This window comes from Microbacterium sp. CGR1, from assembly GCF_051062835.1.
Taxonomy (GTDB): domain Bacteria; phylum Actinomycetota; class Actinomycetes; order Actinomycetales; family Microbacteriaceae; genus Microbacterium.
Window position 1 is genome coordinate 2,148,625 of sequence record NZ_JAOTPG010000001.1, and the last position, 24,241, is coordinate 2,172,865.

The 24,241-nt window shown below is 67.9% G+C and carries 25 protein-coding genes; 14 read left to right on the forward strand and 11 right to left on the reverse strand.

All coding sequences use genetic code 11. The features are described 5' to 3' along the window. Positions 1–34: 34 nt before the first annotated feature. The 3 genes from OD997_RS10645 to OD997_RS10655 all read right to left on the reverse strand — a co-directional run bounded on the left by OD997_RS10645 (position 35) and on the right by OD997_RS10655 (position 3,628). Positions 35–1,069, reverse strand: a complete 1,035-nt coding sequence (locus tag OD997_RS10645; RefSeq protein WP_200933996.1) for an ABC transporter permease — start codon at positions 1,067–1,069, stop codon at positions 35–37. After that, the gene (locus OD997_RS10650) at positions 1,069–2,571 is read right to left on the reverse strand and encodes a sugar ABC transporter ATP-binding protein (protein WP_056313862.1); all 1,503 of its coding nucleotides are present in this window, start codon (positions 2,569–2,571) and stop codon (positions 1,069–1,071) included. The genes OD997_RS10645 and OD997_RS10650 overlap by 1 nt, the downstream gene beginning before the upstream one ends. 187 nt (positions 2,572–2,758) lie before the next feature. After that, positions 2,759–3,628, reverse strand: a complete 870-nt coding sequence (locus OD997_RS10655) for a sugar phosphate isomerase/epimerase family protein (protein ID WP_434331542.1) — start codon at positions 3,626–3,628, stop codon at positions 2,759–2,761. A 225-nt stretch (positions 3,629–3,853) separates the two neighbouring features. Here OD997_RS10655 and OD997_RS10660 point away from each other — a divergent pair, with 225 nt between their 5' ends. Continuing rightward, complete coding sequence (locus tag OD997_RS10660) at positions 3,854–4,855, forward strand: LacI family DNA-binding transcriptional regulator (RefSeq protein WP_434331543.1); 1,002 nt, start codon at positions 3,854–3,856, stop codon at positions 4,853–4,855. A 13-nt stretch (positions 4,856–4,868) separates the two neighbouring features. Here OD997_RS10660 and OD997_RS10665 read toward each other — a convergent pair whose 3' ends face one another. Both OD997_RS10665 and OD997_RS10670 read right to left on the reverse strand, forming a co-directional pair. Next, positions 4,869–5,855 (reverse strand): aldo/keto reductase, encoded by a 987-nt coding sequence (locus OD997_RS10665; RefSeq protein ID WP_434331544.1) that lies wholly within the window; start codon positions 5,853–5,855, stop codon positions 4,869–4,871. After that, a complete protein-coding gene (locus tag OD997_RS10670) occupies positions 5,842–7,137 on the reverse strand; it encodes an L-fuconate dehydratase (protein ID WP_434331545.1) in 1,296 nt (431 codons plus the stop codon). The genes OD997_RS10665 and OD997_RS10670 overlap by 14 nt, the downstream gene beginning before the upstream one ends. Before the next feature lie 134 nt (positions 7,138–7,271). On the opposite strand from OD997_RS10670, the gene OD997_RS10675 reads away from it, so the two are divergent. Beyond that, a complete protein-coding gene (locus OD997_RS10675) occupies positions 7,272–8,132 on the forward strand; it encodes a fumarylacetoacetate hydrolase family protein (protein WP_434331546.1) in 861 nt (286 codons plus the stop codon). Further along, on the forward strand, positions 8,114–8,884 hold the full coding sequence (locus OD997_RS10680) for an SDR family NAD(P)-dependent oxidoreductase (RefSeq protein WP_434331547.1): 771 nt from the start codon (positions 8,114–8,116) through the stop codon (positions 8,882–8,884). The genes OD997_RS10675 and OD997_RS10680 overlap by 19 nt, the downstream gene beginning before the upstream one ends. Before the next feature lie 57 nt (positions 8,885–8,941). On the opposite strand, the gene OD997_RS10685 is transcribed toward OD997_RS10680, so the two are convergent. Beyond that, positions 8,942–9,922: an amidohydrolase family protein gene (locus OD997_RS10685; RefSeq protein WP_434331548.1), complete on the reverse strand. Its 981-nt coding sequence runs from the start codon at positions 9,920–9,922 to the stop codon at positions 8,942–8,944. A gap of 46 nt (positions 9,923–9,968) precedes the next feature. Between OD997_RS10685 and OD997_RS10690 the strand changes: the two genes are divergently transcribed. After that, the gene (locus tag OD997_RS10690) at positions 9,969–10,646 is read left to right on the forward strand and encodes a FadR/GntR family transcriptional regulator (RefSeq protein WP_056512487.1); all 678 of its coding nucleotides are present in this window, start codon (positions 9,969–9,971) and stop codon (positions 10,644–10,646) included. A 9-nt stretch (positions 10,647–10,655) separates the two neighbouring features. On the opposite strand, the gene OD997_RS10695 is transcribed toward OD997_RS10690, so the two are convergent. Then, the gene (locus OD997_RS10695; RefSeq protein ID WP_434331549.1) at positions 10,656–11,318 is read right to left on the reverse strand and encodes a transaldolase family protein; all 663 of its coding nucleotides are present in this window, start codon (positions 11,316–11,318) and stop codon (positions 10,656–10,658) included. A gap of 107 nt (positions 11,319–11,425) precedes the next feature. Between OD997_RS10695 and OD997_RS10700 the strand changes: the two genes are divergently transcribed. The 5 genes from OD997_RS10700 (at position 11,426) to OD997_RS10720 (ending at position 15,726) form a co-directional block, all read left to right on the forward strand. Next, positions 11,426–12,376: a ribokinase gene (locus tag OD997_RS10700; protein ID WP_434331550.1), complete on the forward strand. Its 951-nt coding sequence runs from the start codon at positions 11,426–11,428 to the stop codon at positions 12,374–12,376. Between the two features lie 16 nt (positions 12,377–12,392). After that, on the forward strand, positions 12,393–12,797 hold the full coding sequence (gene rbsD, locus OD997_RS10705; protein ID WP_210096044.1) for a D-ribose pyranase: 405 nt from the start codon (positions 12,393–12,395) through the stop codon (positions 12,795–12,797). Position 12,798: 1 nt separating this feature from the next. After that, positions 12,799–13,602 carry a GntR family transcriptional regulator gene (locus OD997_RS10710; protein WP_434331551.1) on the forward strand — a complete coding sequence of 268 codons (804 nt, stop codon included), beginning with the start codon at positions 12,799–12,801 and terminating at the stop codon, positions 13,600–13,602. A gap of 85 nt (positions 13,603–13,687) precedes the next feature. After that, positions 13,688–14,647, forward strand: a complete 960-nt coding sequence (locus OD997_RS10715) for a hypothetical protein (RefSeq protein WP_434331552.1) — start codon at positions 13,688–13,690, stop codon at positions 14,645–14,647. Between the two features lie 20 nt (positions 14,648–14,667). Continuing rightward, complete coding sequence (locus tag OD997_RS10720; protein WP_434331553.1) at positions 14,668–15,726, forward strand: PLP-dependent cysteine synthase family protein; 1,059 nt, start codon at positions 14,668–14,670, stop codon at positions 15,724–15,726. Positions 15,727–15,764: 38 nt separating this feature from the next. Here the strand turns inward: OD997_RS10720 and OD997_RS10725 are convergent, their stop codons facing one another. Then, a complete protein-coding gene (locus OD997_RS10725) occupies positions 15,765–16,106 on the reverse strand; it encodes a hypothetical protein (RefSeq protein WP_434331554.1) in 342 nt (113 codons plus the stop codon). Then, on the reverse strand, positions 16,107–17,081 hold the full coding sequence (locus OD997_RS10730) for a hypothetical protein (protein WP_434331555.1): 975 nt from the start codon (positions 17,079–17,081) through the stop codon (positions 16,107–16,109). Between the two features lie 59 nt (positions 17,082–17,140). Here OD997_RS10730 and OD997_RS10735 point away from each other — a divergent pair, with 59 nt between their 5' ends. Further along, positions 17,141–17,653: a glycine cleavage system protein R gene (locus tag OD997_RS10735; protein ID WP_311245537.1), complete on the forward strand. Its 513-nt coding sequence runs from the start codon at positions 17,141–17,143 to the stop codon at positions 17,651–17,653. Between the two features lie 91 nt (positions 17,654–17,744). Here OD997_RS10735 and OD997_RS10740 read toward each other — a convergent pair whose 3' ends face one another. After that, positions 17,745–18,458: a FadR/GntR family transcriptional regulator gene (locus tag OD997_RS10740; RefSeq protein WP_434331556.1), complete on the reverse strand. Its 714-nt coding sequence runs from the start codon at positions 18,456–18,458 to the stop codon at positions 17,745–17,747. A 166-nt stretch (positions 18,459–18,624) separates the two neighbouring features. Between OD997_RS10740 and OD997_RS10745 the strand changes: the two genes are divergently transcribed. The 4 genes from OD997_RS10745 to OD997_RS10760 all read left to right on the forward strand — a co-directional run bounded on the left by OD997_RS10745 (position 18,625) and on the right by OD997_RS10760 (position 23,115). Further along, positions 18,625–19,863: an aminotransferase class V-fold PLP-dependent enzyme gene (locus OD997_RS10745; protein ID WP_434331557.1), complete on the forward strand. Its 1,239-nt coding sequence runs from the start codon at positions 18,625–18,627 to the stop codon at positions 19,861–19,863. A gap of 82 nt (positions 19,864–19,945) precedes the next feature. Next, positions 19,946–21,259 carry an ABC transporter substrate-binding protein gene (locus OD997_RS10750; protein ID WP_434331558.1) on the forward strand — a complete coding sequence of 438 codons (1,314 nt, stop codon included), beginning with the start codon at positions 19,946–19,948 and terminating at the stop codon, positions 21,257–21,259. A 3-nt stretch (positions 21,260–21,262) separates the two neighbouring features. Beyond that, complete coding sequence (locus tag OD997_RS10755; RefSeq protein WP_434331559.1) at positions 21,263–22,213, forward strand: carbohydrate ABC transporter permease; 951 nt, start codon at positions 21,263–21,265, stop codon at positions 22,211–22,213. Beyond that, on the forward strand, positions 22,210–23,115 hold the full coding sequence (locus OD997_RS10760) for a carbohydrate ABC transporter permease (RefSeq protein WP_434331560.1): 906 nt from the start codon (positions 22,210–22,212) through the stop codon (positions 23,113–23,115). The genes OD997_RS10755 and OD997_RS10760 overlap by 4 nt, the downstream gene beginning before the upstream one ends. Before the next feature lie 63 nt (positions 23,116–23,178). Here OD997_RS10760 and OD997_RS10765 read toward each other — a convergent pair whose 3' ends face one another. Then, positions 23,179–24,192, reverse strand: coding sequence for an aldo/keto reductase family protein (locus OD997_RS10765; protein WP_056313816.1), 1,014 nt, complete (start codon positions 24,190–24,192; stop codon positions 23,179–23,181). Positions 24,193–24,241 lie beyond the last annotated feature (49 nt).

The window sequence follows — 24,241 nt, forward strand, 5'->3', positions numbered from 1 at the left end:
TCTGTGTGGTGGTGGGGGGTGTAGATCTGTGGGATCAGGTGCGCTGGCGGTTGCGCAGCGAGTCGAGGAACACGGCCAGCAGCACGACGATGCCGACGACGATGTTCTGCCATTCGGACTGGATCGACATGATGCGCAGGCCGTTGACGAGCACGCTCATGATGAGCGCGCCGATCACGGTGCCGAGGATGGATCCTCGTCCGCCGAGCAGCGAGGTCCCGCCGATGATGACGGCGGCGATCGCCTGCAGTTCGTATCCGGTGCCGATCTGCGGCTGGGCGGAGTCGAGGCGAGCGGCGATCACGATGCCTGCGATGCCGGTGAAGGCGCCCGCGAACATGTAGATGAGGATCGTCCAGCGCCGGGTGTTCACACCCGACAGGCGCGTGGCCTCCTCGTTTGAGCCGATCGCGAACGTGTAGCGGCCGAGCAGCGTCTTCGACAACACCAGCCAGGCGATGATCGCAGCCACCGCGGTGATCAGCACGGCGTTCGGGATGCCGGGGATGATCACGCCGAGCGCGATCTTCTTGAAGTCGGGGGCCGACGTCGAGAAGTAGATCGGCGAGACGTTCGAGATGACGAGGGCGAGTCCGCCGGCGATCATCATCATCGCGAGGGTCGCGATGAACGGGGGCAGTCGGAGGAAGGTGATGTTGATGCCGTTCACGAGCCCCATCAGGACACCCGTGAGGACACCGCCGATCACGCCGACCCAGACGGGGAGTCCCATGTTCGTCACGAACACACCCGTCATCACGGCGCACAGCGCCATGCCGGTTCCGATCGAGAGGTCGATGCCGCCGGTGATGATGACGAAGGTCGTTCCGAGGGCGAGGATGCCGATGACCGCGGTCGACAGCAGCACCGTGGCGATGTTGCTGAAGGTGAAGAAGTTCGGGCTGGCGATCGAGAAGAAGATCACCAGGACGATCAGCGTGCCGAAGGCCAGCGACTGCTGGAGCTGACGACGGAGGAATCCGCCGATGTCGCGCTTGTCGGTGTTCTCGTCGACTGCCGTCTGGATGATCGTCGTCGTCGACGATCCGGACTGCTGTGGGGTGCTCATCAGTCTTCCTCCCCGTGGGCTGCGAGTTGCATGATCTTCTCCTGGCTGGCTTCCTCGTTGCGGAGGGTTCCGGTGATGCGACCGTTCGCGAAGACCGCGATGCGGTTCGCGACGCGGAGGATCTCCGGCAGTTCCGACGAGATGACGATGATGGATTTGCCCTGGTCAGCGAGCTGCTGCATCAGGCGGTAGATCTCTTCCTTCGCGCCGACGTCGATCCCTCGGGTCGGCTCGTCGAAGATGAGGATGTCGCAGTCGCGCATCAGCCATCGGGCGATGACGACCTTCTGCTGGTTCCCTCCGGAGAGGAGCTTGACGACCTGGTTCACGGAGGGCGTCTTGACTCTCAGCTGCTGGACGTACTCCTTCGTGCGGTTCTTCGCCTTGCTGTCGCCCATCCAGCCGATGCCGTTGGCGTACGACCCGAGGGAGGCCAGCACGGTGTTGAACGTCACGTCCTGCTCGAGCATGAGCCCCAGCAGCTTGCGGTCCTCCGAGAGATAGCCGAGGCCGTGCTTCACGGCATCCGCCGGCTGTCCGATGCGCACGGGATCGCCGCCGATCGCGATCGTGCCGCCGTCGCGGTGGTCGGCGCCGATGATGGCCCGCGCCGTCTCGGTGCGGCCCGCCCCCATGAGGCCGGCGAAGCCGAGGATCTCGCCCTTGTGCAACTGGAACGAGACGTCCTTCAGGAGGTTCTTGGTCGAGAGCCCCTGCACGTCGAGCACGATCGGGTCGTTGATGTGGTCGCGGGCCTGCGGCCGGGTTCCCTCGTCGATCACGCGTCCGACCATCATCTCGATGATCTTCGGGATGCTGACCTCGGATTTCTCCAGTGATCCGATGTATGTGCCGTCCCGGAGCACCGTGACACGGTCAGCGAGGCGCCGCAGCTCGTCCATGCGGTGCGAGATGTAGACGATGCCGGTGCCCGACGCCCGCAGCTGCTCGATGAGCACGAAGAGGGTCTCGGTCTCGGAGTCGGTGAGTGCCGAGGTCGGCTCATCCATGATGAGGACCTTGGCGTTGAACGAGAGCGCCTTGGCGATCTCGACCATCTGCTGCTCGGCCACGGTGAGCTCGCCGACGAGCTGTCGCGGGTTCACCCGGATACCCAGTCGCTGCAGCAGCTCGGCGGTCTGCGCATTGAGCTTGCGCTCGGAGAGGAACGGTCCGGTCGTGGGTTCGCGGCCCACGAAGATGTTCTGCGCCACGGTGAGATCGGGCATCAGGTTGAGTTCCTGGTGGATGATCGTGATCCCGAGCTGCTGCGCCTGCAACGGGCTGGTGAGCTCGACCTCCTGGCCCTCGAACGTGATCGTGCCCTCGTCCTTCGTGTAGATCCCCGAGAGGATCTTCATGAGAGTCGACTTGCCCGCGCCGTTCTCGCCCACGAGCACCAGCACCTCACCGGCACGCACCTCGAGGTGCACATCCTTGAGAGCCTGCACACCGGGGAATCCCTTGCTGATCCCCTCGACTCTGAGAATGGGGTCACTCATGTGCTCACCTGCTTCCTTGAAGGTCGTTATCTGACATTTCCGGTCGGGCCCGTAAACATCGGATCAATTCTGCGGCCTGCGCCCCACCCTGCGCAAGTTGTATCTAAATGTAACTAAGACTTCTTCCGAAGGGAAGACCTGTAATAACAAGTTGGCCACAGGTCGGCTCTTCCGGCGAGGAGCGGGCTCAGTGCAGCCGGATCGAGTCGACCGCGACGAGCTTGTCGCGGATGTATGCGTTGGCGTGCGCCCCGAGCTCGATATTGTCGGTCCAGAGGTTGCGCCAGATCCCCAGCATCCGGCTGAGGTCGGGAGCGACCACCGCCGACGAGAACGACTCGAACACGATCGGGCCGTCGTATCCGATGCGCCCCAGCGCCTTGAAGAAGTTGTCGAAGTCGACGGTTCCCGTGCCGAGATATCCGCGGTGGCTCTCGCCGATGTGCACGTAGCGCAGCGACGGGGCGGCGTCGAGGACCGGGGCGAACATGTCCGACTCCTCGATGTTCATGTGGTACGTGTCGAGGTGGATGCCGAGGTTCGGCCGATCGACCTCGGCGAGGTAGGCGAGAGCCTGTCGGGCGGTGTTCAGCACGTTCGTCTCGTAGCGGTTGACGACCTCGAGCGAGACCGAGACGCCTCGTTCGGCGGCATGGTCGGCGACGCGGGCGATCGTGCGGCGGCTGCTCTCGAGGCCTTCGGGTGTGACCGGGTCCATGTACTTCTTCATGGCGCTGTAGATCACACCGCAGAAGTGCTGTCCTCCGAGGTCGGCGAGCACGTCGACCGCCTTGAGCAGGAGGGCCTCCCCCGCCGCGGCGACGGCCGGATCAGAGCTCGTCACGTCCGTGGCGTCCGACAGTCCCAGCGAGGCGCTGACCGCGAGATCGTGCTCTTCGAGCGAGTCCTTCGCTGCAGCGACGTCGAACGAGAACGGGTCCATGAGCGGGAACTCGATGAGGTCGAATCCTGCCGCCTTCGTCTTCTCCACCGACAGACGGATGCCGTCGGCGTCGAAGTGTCCGGTCCAGACGAGCCCGTGGCATCCGATATTCATGGGGCCTCTCGGAGACGGGTGTGGGGCACCATCGCCTCTGCAATTTGGCACGTGCCAAGTCTGCGTTCAGGTCACGGTACGCGGGGTCGGATGACCGTGTCAAGAACTTTCTTGGCACGTGCCAATTGCTCGGCTACTGTGGACACGCCAGCACCGCGCGGTCGAGCAGCAGGGTTCGCGCACGTGCGCATCCGTACCCGCGCACCGCAGTCCACAGGGAGCTCCATGCCAGCCAGCGTCAAAGATGTCGCAGCCCTCGCCGGGGTGTCGTCGTCGACCGTCTCCAACTATCTGAACCATCCGCACGTGCTCGGGGAGTCCAGCGCCTCGAAGGTCAGGGATGCGATCGAGCAGCTGGGCTATGTCCCCAACGAATCGGCCCGGCAGCTGCGGGCAGGCTCCAGCAAGGCGCTCGCGCTGATCCTGCTCGACGCGTGGCTGCCGTACTTCCACGAGCTCTCCCGCGGCGTCGAGGACGTGGCGCGCGAGGGCGGGTGGTCGCTCTTCTTCAGCAACAGCAATCGCGACGCCGGCACCGAGCGCCGCAACATCGACATGTTCGAGGCGCACCGGGTGCAGGGCATCGTGATCTATCCCCTCGAAGACGTCGTGCCCCGGCTCGAACAGCTCGCGGAGCGCGGCATCCGCTCGGTCGTCGTCGGTCCCATCCCCGACTCACCGACCGTCGGATCCGTGCTCTTCGACGACCGCGGCGGCGGGCGTCTCGCCGGCGAGCATCTGCTGTCGATCGGCCGTCGCCGCATCCTGTTCCTCGGGTCTCCGAGCGTCAGCCAGTCGAACGACCGCCTGCAGGGTCTGCGCGACGCCGTCGTGGGCACCGACGCCACGGTCGACGTGTTCGACGTGCCGCATCTGACGACGGAGGACGGCCTGGAGATCGCCGAAAGAATCGTCGCGTCTCGCGCCGCCGACCGCCCCGACGCGATCTTCGCCGCGAACGACATGGTCGCGATCGGGGTGCTCACCCGACTGCTGCGCGAGGGGATCCGCGTTCCGGAGGAGATCGCGCTGGTCGGCTTCGACGACGTCGCGCAGGCGCATCAGACCGTCGTGCCGCTCACGAGCGTGCGGCAGCCCGGGTACGAGATCGGCCGCGCGGCGGGCGCCGCCCTGATCCGGCAGCTCACCGATCCCACCGCCGACCTCCCCGCGCCGACGCCGTTCGCCGCCGAGCTCGTGGTCCGGGAGTCGACCGTCGGCCGCTGACGCGCGGCCCGGCTCAGGCCGGAATCAGCCCCTCCGCGGCGAGCTCCTCCCACAGCGCACCGGGGATCTCGAGCGCCGCGTACTCGGCGTTCTGCGTCAGCTGCGCCGGGCGGCTCCCCCCGACGACGACCGACCGCACCGCATCGGCGGACTGCAGCGGGAACTGGATGGCTGCGGCGGGCAGCGGCACGCCATGCTCGGCGCAGACCCGCGCGATGCGCAGCAGCCTCTCCCAGAGCTCGTCCGGCAGCTGTCCGTACTCGTACCGACCGTCCCGACGGGGTTCGTTCGACGCGAGCAGCCCGGAGTTGAAGACGGATGCCGCGACGATGCCGGTGCCGGTCTCCCGACAGGCGGGCAGCACGTCGGCAGCGGCGGGCTGCTCGAGCAGCGTGTATCGCCCCGCGACCATGATCAGGTCGAGGTCGGCCGAGCGCACACAGGCGGCGAGTGCGTCCGACACCATCGACCCGATCCCGACTGCGGCGACCTGGCCGTCGGCCCGCAGCTGCTCGAGGGCCGGCAGGGCCTCGGCGAGCGCGAGATCGAGGTCGTGACGCTCGGGGTCGTGCAGGTAGAGCAGGTCGATGCGCTCGATGCCGAGGCGCTCGCGCGACTCGTCGAGGCTCGCGCTGATCCCGGATGCCGAGAAGTCCCACACCCGCTGCAGGTCGTCGGGCACGTGGAAGTCGTTCGCGGTGTCGAGGCCGCCGTCGTGCTCGGGGTTCGGCCGCAGCAGCCTTCCGACCTTGGTCGACAACACGTACTCGTCTCGTGGCTTGGTCTGCAGGAAGGCTCCGAGGCGCCGTTCCGAGAGCCCGAGCCCATAGTGCGGAGCCGTGTCGAAGTAACGGATGCCGCTGTCCCACGCCGCATCCAGCACGGCCCACGACTCGTCGTCGCTCAGCTCGCGGAAGAGGTTTCCGACGTTCGCGGCGCCGTACCCGAGACGGGGGACCGTCAGTCGCGTGGACGCCGCCGAAGACTCAGGCGCCGACATGCTGACCCGTCCACGTGTAGGCGGCGATGCTCTCGGCCTTCATCTCCATGCCCGAACCCGCGACGGTCGGTGCCATGTACGAGCCGCCCTGGATGTCGGTGGGGATCACGAAGTGCTCGTGCAGGTGGTCGACGAACTCGATCATCCGCCCCTCGCGCGTGCCGGTGACGGCGACGAAGTCGAACATCGACAGGTGCTGCACGGCCTCGCACAGACCGACACCTCCGGCGTGCGGGCAGACCGGGACTCCGAACTTCGCGGCGAGCAGCAGATTGGCGATGTTCTCGTTCACGCCTGCGACGCGCACGGCGTCGATCTGCATGACCGAGATCGCCTCGGCCTGCAGCAGCTGCTTGAAGATCACGCGGTTCTGCGCGTGCTCGCCGGTGGCGACGCGGATGGGCGCCACGCCTCTCGCGATCTCGGCGTGACCCAGCACGTCGTCAGGGCTCGTGGGCTCCTCGATCCAGGCGGGGTGGAACTCGGCGAGCGCGTTCACCCACTCGATCGCCTCCGACACCTCCCAGCGCTGGTTCGCGTCGATCGCGATCGGGAAGTCGGGTCCGCAGACCTCGCGCGCCTTGCGGAACCGGCGGATGTCGTCGTCGAGGTCGGCACCGACCTTGAGCTTGATCTGGGTGAAGCCGTCGGCCATCGCCTCGCGAGCGAGCCGCTCGAGCTTCTCGTCGGAGTAGCCGAGCCAGCCGGGGCTCGTCGTGTATCCGGGGTATCCGGTGGCGAGCAGCTCGCGCTCCCGCTCGAGTCGACCGGGCTCGGCGGCACGCAGGATCTCGAGTGCATCGTCGGGCGTCAGCGCATTGGTCAGGTAGCGGAAGTCGACGAGTCCGACGAGTTCCTCCGGTGTCATCCGCGCGAGCAGCTGCCACAGCGGCAGGCCGGCACGCTTGGCCTTGATGTCCCACAGCGCGTTGATCACCGCACCGATGGCCATGTGCATGACGCCCTTCTCGGGGCCCAGCCACCGCAGCTGCGAGTCGCCGATGATGTCGCGGAACGTCGTGCCCATGTCGTCGAGCAGCGGTTCGATCTCGCGGCCGACCAGGTGACCTGCGAGCGCGTCGATCGCAGCCACCTGCACGTCGTTGCCGCGGCCGATCGTGAAGACGAAGGCGTGGCCGTCGATGCCGTCCTCGGCATCCGTGCGCACGATCACGTACGCGGCCGAGTAATCGGGGTCGGGGTTCATGGCATCCGACCCGTCCAGACTCAGCGACGTGGGGAAGCGGATGTCGGTCGTGTCGAGGGCGACGATGCGGCTCACGGGTTCCTCTCGGGCACGGGACGGATATCCGTGCAGATCTCTTGGAGTGTAAACATCCGATGTCTATACTGTCAACGAGACGGCCCGCCCCGGCGCGCCCCTCTCACCCGGCATCCTCACTGATCAGGAGAGACATGAAGTTCGCACGTCTAGGCACCCCCGGTGCCGAGATCCCCGTCCTCGTCGAAGGCGACCGCTATCTCGATCTGCGGGCAGTGACATCCGATGTGAACGGTGATTTCCTCGCCGGCGACTTCCGGGCGCGCGTCGAAGCCGCCCGCGCCGCCGATGAGCTCCCCGTGCTCGACGAGGCCGCCGCGATGCGCATCGGAGCGCCGATCGCTCGCCCCAGCGCCGTCATCTGCATCGGCCAGAACTACGCGGCGCACGCCCGCGAGTCCGGCTCCGAGCCGCCGACCGTGCCGATCATGTTCCTGAAGACTCCGAACACCGTCGTCGGCCCGAACGACGCGGTCACCATCCCCCGCGGCAGCGAGAAGACCGACTGGGAGGTCGAGCTCGGCGTCGTCATCGGCGCCCGCGCCGCGTACCTCGATTCGCCGGAACAGGCCGAGGCGCACATCGCCGGCTACGTCGTGGCGAACGACGTCTCGGAGCGCGCCTTCCAGATGGAGGTCTCGGGCGGGCAGTGGTCGAAGGGCAAGATCGCCCCGGGATTCAACCCGACCGGCCCGTGGCTGGTCACCCCCGACGAGGTCGACGTCGACGACCTGCGGCTGCGCAGCTGGGTCAATGGCGAGCCCCGTCAGGACTCGAACACCGACGACATGATCTTCGACGTGCGCGTGATCGTGCACCACTTGTCGCAGTACGTCACCCTCGAGCCGGGCGACCTGATCCTCACCGGCACCCCGCAGGGCGTCGCATTCGGAGGCAAGTTCCCCTACCTGCGGGCTGGCGACGTCGTCGAGATCGAGATCGAAGGACTCGGGCACCAGCGCCAGGAGTTCGTGGCATGGGAGGCACAGAAGTGAGCACTGCACTCGACGGACTCGTCGCGATCGTCACCGGCGGAGCATCCGGCATCGGGGCCGCCATCGCCGCCCGCCTGCACGCCGACGGCGCCCAGATCGCGGTGCTCGACCGCGACACCTCGGGGGCGGATGCCGCGTTCGCCGCGTTCACGGCCGACGTGTCCGACCGTGCGTCGGTGGATGCCGCCGTCGCGGCCGTCGCCGAGAAGTTCGGCCGCATCGACATCGTGGTGAACAACGCCGGGGTCGGCGCGCAGGGCGACATCAGCGCCAACGACGACGATGAGTGGGCCCGGGTGCTCTCGATCAACGTCACCGGCATCGCCCGCGTCACCTCGGCGGCACTGCCGTGGCTCAAGAAGTCGCCGAGCGCGGCCGTCTGCAACACGGCATCCATCGCGTCATCGACAGGTCTGCCTCAGCGCGCCCTCTACAGCGCGTCGAAGGGCGCCGTCTCTGCCCTAACGCGCGCCATGGCGGCCGATCACTTGCGCGAGGGCATCCGCGTGAACGCCGTGAACCCCGGCACCGCCGACACCCCCTGGGTCGGACGCCTGCTCGACTCGGCCGACGATCCGGCCGCCGAACGCGCCGCACTCGAGGCCCGCCAGCCGCACGGCCGCCTGGTCTCTCCCGACGAGGTCGCCGCGGCTGTCGCCTATCTCGTGAGCCCCGCGGCGGGATCCACCACCGGTACGTTCATCGAGGTCGACGGCGGCATGGCACAGCTGCGCCTGCGCCCAGCCGGCTGACTCGCAGCATCGAGCCGAGCCGCCACATCCGGCTGGCTGCGTCGACCGCGACCCCGTCTACGGGCGCTCGCCCCGCAGCCAGCCCAGGATGCCGCGGCGCGGCCGCTCCTCCCGCGTGTCCTCGCGCGTGGGCCGCTGACCGACCCGGTAGAACTCCTCGGCATTGCGCCACAGGATCGCATCGACGTCGTGCCCGCGCTGCTCTGCCCAGGCGATCACGGTGTCGGCCCACCGGCTGCGCGCCGTCGGCTGATACGCCGGCGAGCCGTCCTCCGGAGCGTACGGGTCGCCCTCCTCCGCGGGTCCGATCACCGAGACCGGCCAATCACTCCCCCACATCAGCTTCTCGACGCCGAACGCATCCGCCGCGGCGTCGAGAAACGGCTCGAGCTGCTCCGGCGACCAGTCGCCACCCGCTTCGCCCGGCAGGCCCGACAGCTTGCACCACACGTGCGGATGCCGTGCCAGATCGTCGAGATCGCGCACCCACTCCATCGTCGGCGCGACCGGAGCATCCGCCGTACCGACCTCCGGCTTGCCGAGATGATCGAGCACCATCCGCAGCTCGGGCACGGCCCCCGCGAGGCGGGCGATCTCGGGCAGTTGCGAGGCCCGCACGCACGCGTCGAACGACCAGTTCCGGGCAGCGACCTCGCGCGCACCGGTCACGAACGCGGCAGACACCGCGAGGCCGTCCGGCTCGCCCTGCAGGTTGTGACGCACACCGACGACGAGCGGCTCGGCGGCGAGCCCTTCGAGGTGCGCTGTCGTGTCGGTGCCGCGGTCGAGCCTCGCGCCGGCGACGATGCCTACGACACCGACACGGTCGGCGAGAGAAGCGACCCAGCGCACCTCGTCGAGGAAGTCGTCCTCGACCGTCTCGGCCTGCACGAACACAGCCTTCTCAGTCGTCGCACGCACGATGCGGGAGTGCTCGAGCTCGGTCGCACCGAACAGCCAGGCAAGAGGACCCTCGAGCCAGGCGTAGTGCAGAAGCTCGGGATCCCAGAGGTGCAGGTGCGAATCGAGTACACGCATGCCCCCATCCTGCCGCAGACATCCGATGAATGGCTAGGATGACGCCATGGCAGTGACTGACGAGGCGATCGAGAAGATCAAAGCGATGATCGTGTCCGGCGAGCTGGCCCCGGGCGATCGACTCCCTCCCGAGAAGGAGCTGTCCGAGCGCCTCGGCCTGTCGCGCAACTCGATGCGCGAGGCCGTCAAGGCACTCGAGGTGATCCGCGTGCTCGACGTGCGCCGCGGCGACGGCACCTACGTCACGAGCCTCGAACCGCACCTGCTGCTCGAGGCGATCTCGTTCGTCGTCGACATGCACGACGACGACTCCATGCTCGAGATCTTCGCCGTGCGACGGATGCTCGAGTCGCAGGCCACGGGCCTCGCCGCCACCCTCGGCGACGACGACGCGATCGCCGAGCTCGAACGCGAGGTCGACTCGATCGACGCGACGGTGAGCATCGAGGAGCTCGTCGAGCACGACATCCGCTTCCACCGCGAGATCGTGGGCATGGCGGGCAATGCCTACCTCGCGAGTCTCATCGAGCACCTGAGCAGCCAGACCGTGCGCGCGAGGGTATGGCGTGGGCTCACCGAGGGCGGCGCGGTCGAGCGCACACTGTCGGAGCACCGCGCGATCGCCGATGCCATCGCCCGCCGCGATTCGGGCCTCGCGACGTCGCTCGCGACCGCGCATATCGCCGGTGTCGAACGGTGGCTGCGCCAGGCGGCATCCGCCTGAGTCCTGACTTCAGGCCCCGAGCCGCACCATCGCCGCGTCGAACTCGGCGGCCGAACTGTCGCTGACCTCATGCAACAGCACCTGCTCGATCACGTCGGGTGCTGCGGTGAAGTACGGCACCCCCGCCAGCCGCAGACCGGTGATGTCGTCGGGCGATCGCAGGCTCGCGGCCAGCACGTTCGAGCCGCTTCCCGCGCAGACCTCCTGCATCCTCGCGATCACAGCGTCGCCGTCGATGCCGGCATCCCGCATCCGTCCCAGATAGGGGGCGATGTACTGCGCACCGATCGAGGCGCAGGCCAGCGCCTGCGCGACCGAGTACACGGCGGTGACGAGCACGGTCGCGCCGTCGGCGACCAGAGCGGATGCCGCGGCGAAGCCCTCACGCGTGGCGGGCACCTTCACGGCCACGCGGTCGCCGAGCGCGCGGATGCCCTCGGCGTTGCGGAGGAAGGATGCGGTGTCGCCGCCCCACGTCTGGAAGAAGATCTCGCGGGCGCCTTCGCCTGACCAGCGGGCGTACAGGTCGGGGATCTCGGCTGCGGTGCGGCCGCCCCGCTCGAGGATCGTGGGGTTCGTCGTGACTCCGTGCACGACTCCCGCGGTGAGGAGAGACGAGACGCGGTCGACGTCCGCACTGTCGACGTAGAGACGGGGGGCCAGCGCGGTCATCGGGTCTCCTTGTGCACAACCTGTCGTTACAGGTTCGGATTCGGCTAATGTAATGACAGCCGCGGAGGATGTCAAAGCACCCCGCATCGACGACGATCAGGAGTGCCATGACAGCCGCCACCTCGCCCGATCGCACCGGCGTCGTCATCGTCGGCAGCGTGACCGCAGACGTGACGACCTTCTCGACCCGGCTCCCGGCCCGCGGCGAGACCATCCTCGGAGACGAGTTCACTCTCATGCTCGGCGGCAAGGGCGCGAACCAGGCAGTGGCCGCTGGACGCTCAGGCGCCCGCACGAGCTTCGTCGGATGCGTCGGCGACGACCTCTTCCACGACCTCGTCGTCGACGGGCTCAGCGACGCAGGGGTCGACCTCACCCACCTGCGCACGGTGCCGGGGCCGACCGGCATCGCCCACATCCGCGTCGACGCCTCGGCCCAGAACGACATCGTGATGGTGCCCCTCGCGAACGCCGCACTCAGCACCGAGCAGATCGACGCAGCACTCGCCGCCCTCGCGCCGACGACGTCGGTGCTGCTGACGCAGCTCGAGACCCCGTCTGCCCTCACCGCGCACATCACGGCCCGCGGGCGCGAGCACGGCATGACCGTCATCCTCGACCCCGCGCCCGCCGCCCCGCTCGACGACGAGGTCTGGGCGAGCATCGACATCGTCACGCCCAACGAGACCGAGGCCTCGGTGCTCAGCGGCATCGAAGTGACGGACGCCGATTCCGCCGCGCTCGCCGGCCGCTGGTTCCTCGACCGCGGCGTCGGCGCGGCCGTGATCACGCTCGCCGGCCAAGGTTCGTGCGTCGTGACGGCGGAGGGAGCATCCGTCATCCCGCCCTTCCCCGTCGAGGCCGTCGACACGACCGCCGCCGGTGACGCCTACGCCGGGTACCTCGGTGCGGCGCTCGCGAACGGACGGTCGCTGACCGATGCCGTGCGCGTGGCGACAGCCGCGGGAGCCCTCGCCGTGACGAAGCAGGGCGCATCGCCGAGCCTGCCGCTGCGCGCCGAGGTCGAGGCGTTCCTGGCCGCCCGAGAAGCCCACTGACACCCTGAGGAGCACCATGCGCAAGACAGCGACGACCATCAATCCCGCCCTCTCTCGGGTGATCAGCGAGACCGGGCACACCGATCTGCTGGTCGTGACAGATGCGGGGCTGCCGATCCCGCCGGGGTCAGAGCGCATCGACCTCGCCTACCGTCCGGGTGCGCCCGCCTTCTTCGATGTGCTCGACACGGTGCTCGCCGAACTGGTCGTCGAGGGTGCGACCGTGTCGGAGGAAGTCGCCGAGAAGAGCCCCGAGGTGCTCGCTGCACTGCGCGAGCGCTTCGCCGACCAGGACTTCGAGATCGAGCTCATCCCCCACGTCGAGTTCAAGAAGCTCACGCATTCGGCGCGCGCGTTCGTGCGCTCGGGCGAGTTCACCCCCTATGCCAACGTGATCCTGCACGCGGGAGTGGCGTACTGACATGAACGACTCGATCGACCGTCACTCCGCCGCGCCCATGTACGACCAGCTGCGCCAGCTGATCGTCGAGGGCATCACCCGAGACGGACTGCAGCCGGGCGACCCGCTTCCGGGAGAGCACCGCCTGTGCGAGCGCTACGGAATCTCGCGCACCGTGGTGCGTCAGGCGCTGGCCCAACTCGAGCACGAAGGGCTCGTCGAGCGGGTCAAGGGCAAGGGCACGTTCGTCTCACGTCCGCGCACGAGCGAGAGCCTCGTGCACACCCTGATCGGCCTCTACGATGACGTCGAGCGGCGCGGCGGGCACGTGCACAGCGACGTGCTGCGCCATGAGCTGACCGTCGCCGACGACGAGATCGCGGCGGCCCTCGAGGTCGAAGTGGGTTCACCTGTCGTGGTGCTCGATCGCCTCCGCCACGTCGACGGAGAACCCTGGTCGCTCTCGACGACCTGGATGCCGGATGCGGTCGGCACCGTGACGCTCGACGTCGACCTGTCCGAGGCGTCGCTCTACCGCGTGCTCGCCGACAACGGCATCGTGGCGACCAGCGGTGTGCGGTCCGCCGAGGCGACGGTCGCGACGCACGAGCAGGCGCAGCATCTCGGCGTCAGCGCAGGCTCCGCCCTGCTGCGGCTGCGCAGCGTGAGTCGCTCCGCAGACGGCGTCCCGATCGAGTACTTCGTGGCGCATCACCGCGGCGACCGCTCCCGCTTCGAGTTCCAGCTGCAGCAGGAGCAGTCGCAGGCGTCGTTGCTGCACGTCGACGGCGACGGCGGCACCTCGCGCGCCGGCACCGTGCGCTGAGCGAGCCGACCGACCTGCGCTGAGGCCGCTAGCCTGAAGGCGGAGCACACGTCGCATCGGGTGGCGTGAGCAGGGGGGCAACACCATGGTCGACGACGCGCACGCGAACGGTTCGGATCCGGATGCTGTCATCCCGCCGCCTCCGGCCGCGCCCCCTGCCGATCGGGAATACTCCGTTCCGCTGGCGCCGCCGCTGAGCGGACCGCCGGCCCCTCCCGCACCGCAGCCGCCGGCATCCGGCGGTCCCTACGGACCTCCCGCGCCGCCGCTGCCGCCGTACGCCTCGGCTCCGCACACCGGCCAGTACCCAACGGCGCAGCCCGGCCAGTACCCGCCGCAGTATCCGGCAGGGCAGCCGGGCAATTACCCGCAGCAGCCTGGCACCTACCCGCAGCAACCCGGCCAGTACCCGGCGCAGCCGGGTCAGTACCCCGTGGGGCAGCAGCCCTCCGCCCCATACGGCTCCGAGTATCCGTACCCCGCGGCGCCTCCGAGCCGCCCGTCGGGCTCCGGCAGGACCGTCGGCATCGTCATCGCGGCCGTCGCGGCGTTCGTGCTGCTCGTGGTCGTCGGCATCGGCGTGGCAGTGAGCCTTTTTCTGGGCTCGAGCAGCGAACCCGTCTCCGCTCCGCTGCCGTCGGTGACGGCCGCTCCCAGCGCACCCTCCGACGACTCGACCGATGAGGAGCCGCCGTCCGACGACGCCGGTGGCGCCGATGCATCCGGGATCGCCGACGTGCTGCAGTCCAAGATCGACGAGTACAAGCAGCTTCGAGACAGCGGGGCTCTGTGGGAGAAGATCCCCGACAGCGAGTTCAACCGCACCGCCGTGTCGGCGTTCCTGTACTTCCTCATCGACATGAAGTCGGCGACTCTCTGGGGCGTCGATGAGACACAGGCGCAGGAGTATCAGGAGCGGATGACGATGCTCGAGGAGCGTCTGCTCGCTCAGCAGCCGCTCGGTGACGACATCAAGATCACTCTCGAAGACAAGATCTTCACGTACGACGGCGAGACGGGCGAGGGCGGCTACACCGCCAAGTAGCGGGGCGTTACGCTCGAAGGATGAGCGACTGGACCAGCACCGCGATCGCCCTGCTGGAAGCCGACGCGAACCGCAGCGCCGACACGCACCTGCACCTCTTCCCGTTGCCGCCCGAGTGGGGCATCGATCTGTACCTGAAAGACGAGTCGGTGCACCCCACCGGTTCGCTCAAGCACCGCCTGGCGCGCTCGCTGATCCTGTACGGGCTGGTGAACGGGCGCATCACGGAGCACTCCACTCTCGTCGAGTCGTCGAGCGGGTCGACCGCCGTCTCCGAGGCGTACTTCGCGCGGATGCTGGGGCTACCGTTCGTGACGGTCGTGCCGCGGTCGACGAGCCAGGAGAAGATCGACCTCATCGAGTTCTACGGCGGGCGCTGCCACTTCGTCGATCGCGCAGAGGACATGTCTCCCGAGGCGCAGCGCCTGGCCTCCGAATGCCACGGGCACTACCTCGACCAGTTCACGTTCGCCGAGCGCGCGACCGACTGGCGGGGCAACAACAACATCGCCGAGAGCGTGTTCAGCCAGCTGTCGCAGGAACGGCATCCGATCCCCCGCTGGATCGTCGTGGGCGCGGGCACCGGCGGCACGAGCGCGACGTTCGGCCGCTACGTGAAGTACCGCCGCCACGAGACCCAGATCGCCGTCGTCGACCCCGAGGGCTCCGCGTTCTACGACGGATGGGCGGGAACCGTCGACCCGCCCACCGGGCGACCGAGCCGCATCGAGGGCATCGGCCGCCCCCGCGTCGAGGCCTCGTTCGTGCCGACGGTGATCGACGAGATGATCCGGGTGCCGGACGCCGGTTCGATCGCCGCGATCCGGATGCTGCGTGAGCGCACGCTGCACCTCGCAGGCGGATCGACCGGCACCAACCTCTACGGCGCCTTCCAGCTGATCGCGCGCATGCGCGCGGCGGGCGAGACCGGCAGCATCGTCACGCTCATCTGCGACAGCGGCATCCGCTACGCCGGCACGTACTTCAACGACGACTGGGTCGCGGAGCAGGGCTGGGATCTCGCCCCGCACCGCGCCCGCCTCGATCACCTGCTCGAAACCGGGGTGTGGGTCGACTGACATGTGGTCGTCGCCGTCTGCCGGCCGAGGCGCCTGCGTCACGCGGTGACGTAACCGCCCGAAGAGCTGTCGCCGCTGAGGCGGTAGAGCGGGGCGTTCCCCACCCCGCCCGTGCGGCTCCATACGCGTGCCGGCCTCGCCTGCACGGTATCTTCGTCCCCGTATTCGAGGACCAGTGCGGACGGGATCCGGCCGTCTGGGCACTCGACGACGACGAAGCTCGGACGGCCGAGGCCTGCTGATTCCACGCGTCCCATGACCCGCGACGGGTCGGTGATGCGGGGCGGCGTCGGGAGCAGGTCCGACTCGGTGATGTGCTGCACCGCGTGTCCCGCGCCGAGCGCTGCGACCGGAAGCTGAACCATCGAAGCGATCACCACTCAGATCACGCTCGCGGACACGTCGTGATCGGTCGACCGGTCCTGCATGGCCGCAGCCCATGCCTTCGTGTCAGCGAGGTCGTGTTCGTCGAGATAGGCCCGGACGACGTCGTGGACGAGGCGGATCTGCGCTTCGGATCCCATCGCGGCCTGCATCATGTCGACTGTCGGCGTCGGCGCTCCGTCGATGCGCTCGAGCGCTTGGCGGACGATGCGCTCGCGACCGTCGCGCCCCATCGATCGATCCATCGGCAGCGATCGGCTATCTTTGGCGTGTTCGTGACTCATGTGAGCCTCCTCAGTCAGGGGTGGTGGTGCTTCACGGACAGTGGTGCCGGGGCTGCAACCCCGGCACCACATCGTTCCTCCAGCGTACCTTGTTTTGAATGACTCAAAACAACTCAACACGCCTGACGAGTGGGAATCGTCAGGTCCGCGTGCCCACCCGAGCGCGGCGGCGGCGGCGATCTCCGTGTACTCGATCAGCAGTGTCGGGGCGTCCAGCTTCACCGCCATACGGAAGTCTTCACTCACCGTGAGCGACCCCTTCACGCTGTCGTCTTTCGTGTGCACGAGCGCGAGCTCGATGTGTTCACCCTCGGCGATTGCTTCTCCGGTGAATCGGAAGCTGTCGAAGCTGCGTCCCCAGACGGGCAGCGACAGCGGGAACGCGAGACGGGCTGCGAAGTGCTCGACGTTGAAGGAGTTGCGGGGGATGTCCTGCACCGCTTCCTCACTCCGGCGGCTGTGCGTGTAGCCGTCGTAGTCGTCGACCAGCTCGCCGCCTGCCCGGTGCAGCGTATAGACGAGATCCCTCGGCGACGCATCGATGACGAAGAGCTCGACCGGTGCGTCGATCCCCTGCCGGAGTGCGACCTGAGCTCGACACGAGGGGACCAGAGGCCCGGACATCAGCAGGGTCATCGCTCGTACGAAGTGCGCGCTGACATGGGGAACGGTGTCCTGCGGCTCCATCCGTCCACACTAGCCGCGCGTATTCGTCGGGAATCCCGAACGCACCCTACGCTGGCCGCATGACTACTCTCATCCTCACTGTCGCGGGTGCTGACCGCCCCGGTCTCGTCGCAGCCGTCGCCGATGTCGTCGATGCCCACGGCGGCAACTGGGAGAACAGCTCGCTCGCCGAGCTCGCCGGCACCTTCGCGGGCGTGATCGAGGTCTCGGTCGCGCCCGAGCATTCGGAGGGCCTGCAGACCGCACTCCGCGAGCTGCAGGGTCAGGGGCTTCTGACACTGGCTGTGCTCACAGGTGCTCCCGTGATCGACGCCGATGACCAGGTGCTCGAGATCAGCGTGCTCGGCAACGACCGCTCGGGCATCGTCCGCGAGGTGTCGAACGTGCTGAACGCGCACGAGCTGAGCATCGAAGAGCTGGCGACCGAGACCCGGGATGCCGCGATGGCCGGCGGACGCCTGTTCGAGGCATCCGTGATCGCACGTGTTCCGGCATCCGTCGACCTCGACGCACTGCGCCGAGACCTCGAGCGCATCGCCACCGAGATCCAGGTCGACATCACCCTCGCCTGACCCACCGCCCGATCAGCGGACGGATCGCTCAGATCCGGACCCAGAACGGGACGGACCCCGCAGATCGGGGCACGGGCAGGTCAGAACGCGGTCACTCAGGCGCCGGCGCAGCCACGGGCGACGGCACATCCGTGTCGGTGTACCGCCGCACCCAGTACTCGGTCTGCGCGACGTGAGCGGATGCCGCAGCCGATGCCGCGACCGGGTCCGCCGCCGCGAGTCCGCGGAGGATCGCCCGGTGCCCCGCATCCGAGTGGAGTTTGAGTTCGGCGGCATCCGCGGCATCCGGAATCCGGTAGGCCCTCGACCGCGAGCGCAGCACGTCGATGAGGCTCGTGAGGGCGTCATTGCCCGCGACCTCCGAGATCGTCATGTGAAAGACGTGGTCGAGCCGCGAGTGGTCCTCGAAATCGTCGCTGGCCTCGATCTCGTCGAGAACGCCGCTCAGCTCCTCGATCGTCGACGCGTCGATGCGGGCTGCGGCGAGCGCGGCCGCGTGCGGTTCGAGCACGCGGCGCAGCTCCGTGAGCTCGAGCACCCCCGCCATGGGCAGCAGCCCGACCGTGAGCGACAGGCTGCCGATGAGGTCGGCGGCGCGCAGCTCGCTGACGTAGCTGCCCGAGCCGTGTCTCGTGTCGAGCACGCCGAGGGCGGCCAGCATCCGGATGGCCTCTCGCAGCGACCCGCGTGAGACTCCGAGCGTCTCGCACAGCTCCCCCTCGCTGGGAAGGCGATCGCCGGGGCGCAGAGCACCGTCGGCGATCAGCGTGCGCAGCCCGTGCAGAGCCGTGTCCAAAGCGCTCATGGTCATCCTCCCGACACCGCCCGATCCCCCTGCTGAGTCTGTCGGATGCAGGGCCTTCATCAAATTCGTATGACAACTATGTTTCATCCTCACCTTTTCGTAGCCATTTAGGAACCTGTGTGGCAAAGTTGTGCAACAACTCCCCCTGACGCACCGACGAGGACCGATGCCCGCACCTGCTTTCCCCGCACCGCTCACGCTGAACTCCGGCCTGCGAGCCCGTGACGCGTGGCCCCTCGATCCCGATGTGATCCACCTCAACCACGGCTCGTTCGGCGCCGTGCCCACGGCGGTCGTCGAGCAGCAGGATGCTCTGCGCCGCCGGGCCGACCTGAGCCCGGTCGAGTGGTTCCCCCGCATCGCGGAGCGGGTGCGCGCCGCCCGCGAGCGCACCGCTCCGTTCGTGGGCGCCTATGCCGAAGACAGCGCCTTCGTTCCCAACGCCTCCGCCGCGGCGACAGTGATCTACAACGCCCTGCACCTCGAGCGCGGCGACGAGATTCTCGTCACCGACCAGGGCTACGGCGCGATCACGATGGGCGCGCAGCGCCTGGCTCGCCGCTTCGGAGCATCCGTCCGTGCCGTCGAGCTGCCGCTGCTGGCTTCCGACGACGAGGTCGTGCAGCGCTTCGCCGATGCGCTCACCCCGAGCACCCGCCTGATCGTGGTCGACCAGATCACCTCGCCCACCGCACGGATGCTGCCCACCCGCCGCATCGCCGAACTCGCCGCCGAGCGCGGCGTCCGCACGCTCGTCGACGGCGCCCACGCCCCCGGCCTCGTGCCGGATGCCGCCGCGGTCGCCGGCGGCGACTGGTGGTTCGGCAACCTGCACAAGTGGCCCTGCGCCCCGCGCGGCTCGGCGCTGCTCGTCACGAACGCACCCGACCGCGACGAGCTCTGGCCGCTGATCGACTCGTGGGCCGCGAACGAGGCCTACCCCGAGCGCTTCGACACTCAGGGCACGATCGACGCGACGACCTATCTCGCCACCCCCGCCTCGATCGAGTTCATCGAGGCGGAGTTCGGCTGGCACAACGCCCGACAGGCGATGGCGCAGATGGCGGATGCCGGTGCCGAGATCATCGCCGAGGGCCTGCGCCCCTACGGCGACGAAGACCCCCTCACCCCACTGCCCTCGCCCGTGCCGTCGATGAGGCTCGTGCGTCTGCCGCTCGGACTCGGCTCGACCCGCGAAGAGGCCGATGCGCTGCGCATGGACCTGCTCGACGAGACCGGAGTCGAGACCGCGTTCACGAGCTTCCGCGGCATCGGCTACTTCCGCCTGTCGGCACACCTGTACACGGAGGCCTCGGACTTCGAGACCTTCGTCGAGCGCTGCATCCCGCAGATCCTCCGTCGAGCCGGCATCCGCACCGGAGCCGACTCCCTCATCGTTCCCTGACCCGCTCCACCCCCACCACCACAACGACCCGACCCACCACCATCACCACCCGACACCACCATCACCAACTGAGAGGCACCTCGTGAAGAAGAACAGAATCTTGACGACCGCCGCGGGATTCGGCACCGTCGCCGCGCTCGCGCTCACCGGCTGTTCCGCAGGCGGCGGCGAATCCGCCGACGGCACCGTCACCCTGCAGATGGTCGAGAGCCTGACCAACCCTGCGCGCACCGACCTGCTGCGCGGCCTGCTCGACGAGTTCGAGGCCGACAACCCCAAGATCAAGGTCAACCTCGTATCGCCGCCCACCGAGCAGGCCGATGCGAAGATCCAGCAGATGCTGCAGTCCGGAAAGGGCGTCGACGTCCTCGAGGTCCGCGACATCACGGTCGGCCCGTTCGCCAACAACGGCTGGCTGCACGACATCTCGAGCGATCTTGAGAAGTGGGACGGCTGGGATGCACTGACCGACAACGCGCAGTCCGCGTCTGTAGCCGCCGACGGCAAGAGCTACTTCGTGCCCTACGGCTTCTACGGCCTGTCGCTGTTCTACCGCACCGATCTGGTCGAGGAGGCCGGCTTCGACGGCCCGCCGCACAGCTGGAAGGACCTGCTCGAGCAGGCCAGCGCCATTCAGGACCCGTCGAACAACATCTACGGCTACGCGTTCCGCGGCGGTCAGAACGCGAACAGCAACGTCGTCGCGGCGATCGAGGCGTACACGATCGACGGCCTCGACGTCGATGACGCGTTCCTGATGGAGGACGGGTCGACGATCTTCGCGGCCCCGGAGGCCCAGGAGGCGGTCGACGACTACTTCGACCTCTTCAAGGAGGCATCCCCGCCCTCTGCCGTCTCGTGGGGCTACCCCGAGATGGTCGCCGGCTTCACCAACGGCACCACGGCGTTCCTGCTGCAGGACCCCGAGGTCATCGCCACGGTGCAGGACTCGTCTCTGACCGAAGACCAGTGGGACACCGCCCCGCTGCTCGTGGGCCCGTCGGGCAAGGCCGCGCAGCCGCTGGCCGTCGCGGGCTGGGGTGTCGCCGAGAACAGCGAGCACCAGGATGCCGCGGTCAAGCTCGTCGAGTTCCTCTCGTCGGCCGAGCCCGCCACCGAGTTCGCGCAGGCCAACAGCCTCGTGCCGATCATCTCGGAGGCAGCGGACGACGAGTTCTACTCGACCGGCCCGTGGACGAGCTACGTCACGATGACCGAGGACCCCGAGACCTACGTCAACGTGCAGCAGCCGCGTGGGGTCAGCTGGTGGACCGAGTGGATCCAGAAGTCCGACCAGGACGTGCAGAACGTGCTGCTCGGCAACATGTCGACCACCGAGCTGCTCAAGTCGTGGGACACCTTCTGGACCGAGAAGTACGCTGCGGAAAAGGGCTGATCCGTGACCCGGACCGCACTCGAAGGGGGCTCCGTCGGCACCGCCGGCGGGGCCTCCCCGGCATCCCGCCGGCGCCGCCCCTTCCGTGGCCGCCACGCGCTGACACTGCTGGCCTTCATGGCCCCGGCGATCGTGTTCGTGTGCTGGTTCACCTACTGGCCGATGCTGCAGGGTGCACGCATGGCCTTCCACGACTGGAACCTGTGGGATCTCACGTCCACCCCCTGGGTGGGCTTCGACAACTTCGTCACGGTCTTCCAGGACCCGGCGTTCCCCGTCGTCGCCTGGAACTCGGTGCTGTGGGTCGTCGGGTCGCTCGTGCCGCAGCTCGTGATCGGGTTCCTGATCGCGCTCGCGCTGCGCAAGCGGTTCCGCTTCCGCGGGCTCTATCAGGCGCTCGTGTTCTTCCCGTGGGCCGTCTCCGGCTTCCTGATCGGCATGCTGTTCCGCTGGATGTTCAACGCCGAGTTCGGCGTCGTGAACGACCTGCTCATGAAGGTCGGTCTGATCGACGCCCCGCTCCCCTGGCTGGCCGACCCGAAGCTCGCGATGTTCGCGGTCATCGTGGCCAACATCTGGTACGGCGTGACGTTCTTCGCGATCATGATCCTCGCGGCACTCCAGTCCGTGCCTGACGAGATGCTCGAGGCTGCGAGCCTCGACGGCGCAGGCAAGGTCCGGCAGCTGTTCTCGATCATCATCCCGTACATCTCGATGACGCTGCTGCTGACGATCCTGCTGCGCATCATCTGGATCTTCAACTTCCCCGACATCATCTACGCGATGACGAACGGCGGACCGGCGAACCAGACGCACATCATCACGACGTGGATGATCAACTACACCCAGCAGGGCAACTACGGCATCGCGAGCGCGATCGGACTCATCGTCGTCGCGTTCCTGTTCGTGTTCTGCGCGTTCTATCTGATGGCGATGCGGAGGGTCCAGCGATGACCATCACCGGAACAACGGTCACCGAGACCCGGCGTCTCACGGTCCCCGACATCGCGAAGGCACCGCGTCCGAAGCGCAAGGCCTCGGTCGGCGGCGTGGTCCGCGTCGTCGGGCTCGGCCTCTGGCTCGTCATCACGCTGTTCCCGCTGTACTGGATCGCGCTGACGTCGTTCAAGTCGCCGGGAACGATCAACTCGTTCCCGATCGAGTACTGGCCGTCAGAGCCCTCTTTCGACAACTACGTCAGCCTGTTCCAGCAGAGCTCGTTCGGGGTCTTCCTCGCCAACTCCGCGATCGTGGCGACGATCGCGGGTGCGGTGGCGACGCTGATCGCGCTGCTGAGCGCCTACGTGATCGCCCGCTTCGAGTTCCGCGGCAAGGGCACGGTGCTGGTCGCGTTCCTGCTGACGCAGATGATCCCCGCGTTCATCGCGCTGGGGCCGCTGTACTCGATGATGACCGACCTCGGGCTCGTCGACACCAAGCCGGGACTGATCCTCGTCTACATCGCGGTCTGCATCCCGTTCTCCACGGTCATGCTGCGCGGCTTCTTCGAGAACGTCCCCGACGCGCTCGAAGAGGCGGCGATGATCGACGGATGCTCGCGCTTCGGCGCCCTGTTCCGGGTGCTCGTTCCGGTGATGACCCCGGGCATCATCGCGGCGTTCATCTTCAACTTCGTCAACTGCTGGAACGAGCTGTTCCTGTCGGTCGTGCTGATGAACACCGATGCCAACCGCACGGTGCCTTCGGCACTGAACGGCTTCATCTCGACGTTCAACATCGACTGGGGCTCGATGAGCGCCGCAGCCGTGCTGACGATCCTGCCGACCATGGTGATGTTCGCTCTCGCGAGCCGCTGGATCGTGCAGGGACTCACCGCCGGAGCCGTCAAGGAGTAAGTCTCCTCGCACATGACGAAGGCCGCCGTTCATCCCGAACGGCGGCCTTCGTCATGCGGGCTGTCAGACCATGCGCGCCTTCGGCGACATCGAGTACGTCGCCTCGGCGTCGCGGTTGACCGTGTCACCCAGCGCGGTGTCGATCGCGGCGAGCGTGTCGGCGTCGAGCGTCACACCGGAGGCCTTGACCGTGTCGGCGAGCTGCTCGGGGCGTGAGGCGCCGACCAGGGCCGCCGCGACGTTCGGGTTCTGCAGCACCCACGCGATCGCGAGCTGCGGCATAGAGAGGCCGGCCTCTTCGGCGATCGGCTTCAGCTTCTGCACGGCGGTGAGGATGTCGTCCTTCAGGAAGCTCTTGATGAAGTCCGCTCCGCTGTGCGGGTCGGTCGCGCGCGAGCCGTCGGGGACAGGCTGACCCGGCAGGTATTTGCCCGAGAGCACGCCCTGCGCCATCGGCGACCAGACGATCTGCGAGATGCCGAGCTCTTCGGACGCCGGCACGACCTTGCCCTCGATCACGCGGTGCAGCATCGAGTACTGCGGCTGGTTCGAGATGAGCTGCACCCCGAGCTGCTTCGCGAGAGCGTGGCCGTCGCGCAGCTGCTCTGCCGTCCACTCGGAGACGCCGATGTAGAGGGCCTTGCCCTGACGGACGACGTCGGCGAACGCCTGGAAGGTCTCTTCCAGCGGGGTCTCATAGTCGAAGCGGTGCGCCTGGTAGAGGTCGACGTAGTCGGTGCCGAGTCGCTTCAGCGAGCCGTTGATCGACTCGAGGATGTGCTTACGGCTCAGGCCGGTGTCGTTCGGGCCCTTGGGGCCGGTCGGGAAGTAGACCTTCGTGAAGATCTCGAGGCTCTCGCGACGCTGACCCTCGAGCGCCTTGCCGAGCACGACCTCAGCCGCGGTGTTCGCGTACGTGTCGGCCGTGTCGAATGTGGTGATGCCGGCGTCGAGCGCCGCATGCACGGTCTTGACGGCGGCGTCGTCGCCGACCTGTGAAGCATGGGTGACCCAGTTGCCGTAGGTGATCTCAGAGACCTTGAGACCGCTGTTGCCGAGATAACGATAGTTGACCATGCGACAACGCTACCGGCGGTCGCAGACACCGGGCCCGGATCTCCGTGAC

Coding starts and splice junctions, on each gene's coding strand:
- OD997_RS10710 (WP_434331551.1), top strand. CDS start 12,799: ATGAACGACTCGATCGACCGTCACTCCGCCGCGCCCATGTACGACCAG.
- OD997_RS10760 (WP_434331560.1), top strand. CDS start 22,210: ATGACCATCACCGGAACAACGGTCACCGAGACCCGGCGTCTCACGGTC.
- rbsD (WP_210096044.1), top strand. CDS start 12,393: ATGCGCAAGACAGCGACGACCATCAATCCCGCCCTCTCTCGGGTGATC.
- OD997_RS10735 (WP_311245537.1), top strand. CDS start 17,141: ATGACTACTCTCATCCTCACTGTCGCGGGTGCTGACCGCCCCGGTCTC.
- OD997_RS10660 (WP_434331543.1), top strand. CDS start 3,854: ATGCCAGCCAGCGTCAAAGATGTCGCAGCCCTCGCCGGGGTGTCGTCG.
- OD997_RS10680 (WP_434331547.1), top strand. CDS start 8,114: ATGGGAGGCACAGAAGTGAGCACTGCACTCGACGGACTCGTCGCGATC.
- OD997_RS10765 (WP_056313816.1), bottom strand. CDS start 24,192: ATGGTCAACTATCGTTATCTCGGCAACAGCGGTCTCAAGGTCTCTGAG.
- OD997_RS10650 (WP_056313862.1), bottom strand. CDS start 2,571: ATGAGTGACCCCATTCTCAGAGTCGAGGGGATCAGCAAGGGATTCCCC.
- OD997_RS10715 (WP_434331552.1), top strand. CDS start 13,688: ATGGTCGACGACGCGCACGCGAACGGTTCGGATCCGGATGCTGTCATC.
- OD997_RS10690 (WP_056512487.1), top strand. CDS start 9,969: ATGGCAGTGACTGACGAGGCGATCGAGAAGATCAAAGCGATGATCGTG.
- OD997_RS10745 (WP_434331557.1), top strand. CDS start 18,625: ATGCCCGCACCTGCTTTCCCCGCACCGCTCACGCTGAACTCCGGCCTG.
- OD997_RS10700 (WP_434331550.1), top strand. CDS start 11,426: ATGACAGCCGCCACCTCGCCCGATCGCACCGGCGTCGTCATCGTCGGC.
- OD997_RS10730 (WP_434331555.1), bottom strand. CDS start 17,081: ATGGAGCCGCAGGACACCGTTCCCCATGTCAGCGCGCACTTCGTACGA.
- OD997_RS10675 (WP_434331546.1), top strand. CDS start 7,272: ATGAAGTTCGCACGTCTAGGCACCCCCGGTGCCGAGATCCCCGTCCTC.
- OD997_RS10655 (WP_434331542.1), bottom strand. CDS start 3,628: ATGAATATCGGATGCCACGGGCTCGTCTGGACCGGACACTTCGACGCC.
- OD997_RS10740 (WP_434331556.1), bottom strand. CDS start 18,458: ATGAGCGCTTTGGACACGGCTCTGCACGGGCTGCGCACGCTGATCGCC.
- OD997_RS10665 (WP_434331544.1), bottom strand. CDS start 5,855: ATGTCGGCGCCTGAGTCTTCGGCGGCGTCCACGCGACTGACGGTCCCC.
- OD997_RS10685 (WP_434331548.1), bottom strand. CDS start 9,922: ATGCGTGTACTCGATTCGCACCTGCACCTCTGGGATCCCGAGCTTCTG.
- OD997_RS10695 (WP_434331549.1), bottom strand. CDS start 11,318: ATGACCGCGCTGGCCCCCCGTCTCTACGTCGACAGTGCGGACGTCGAC.
- OD997_RS10720 (WP_434331553.1), top strand. CDS start 14,668: ATGAGCGACTGGACCAGCACCGCGATCGCCCTGCTGGAAGCCGACGCG.
- OD997_RS10645 (WP_200933996.1), bottom strand. CDS start 1,069: ATGAGCACCCCACAGCAGTCCGGATCGTCGACGACGACGATCATCCAG.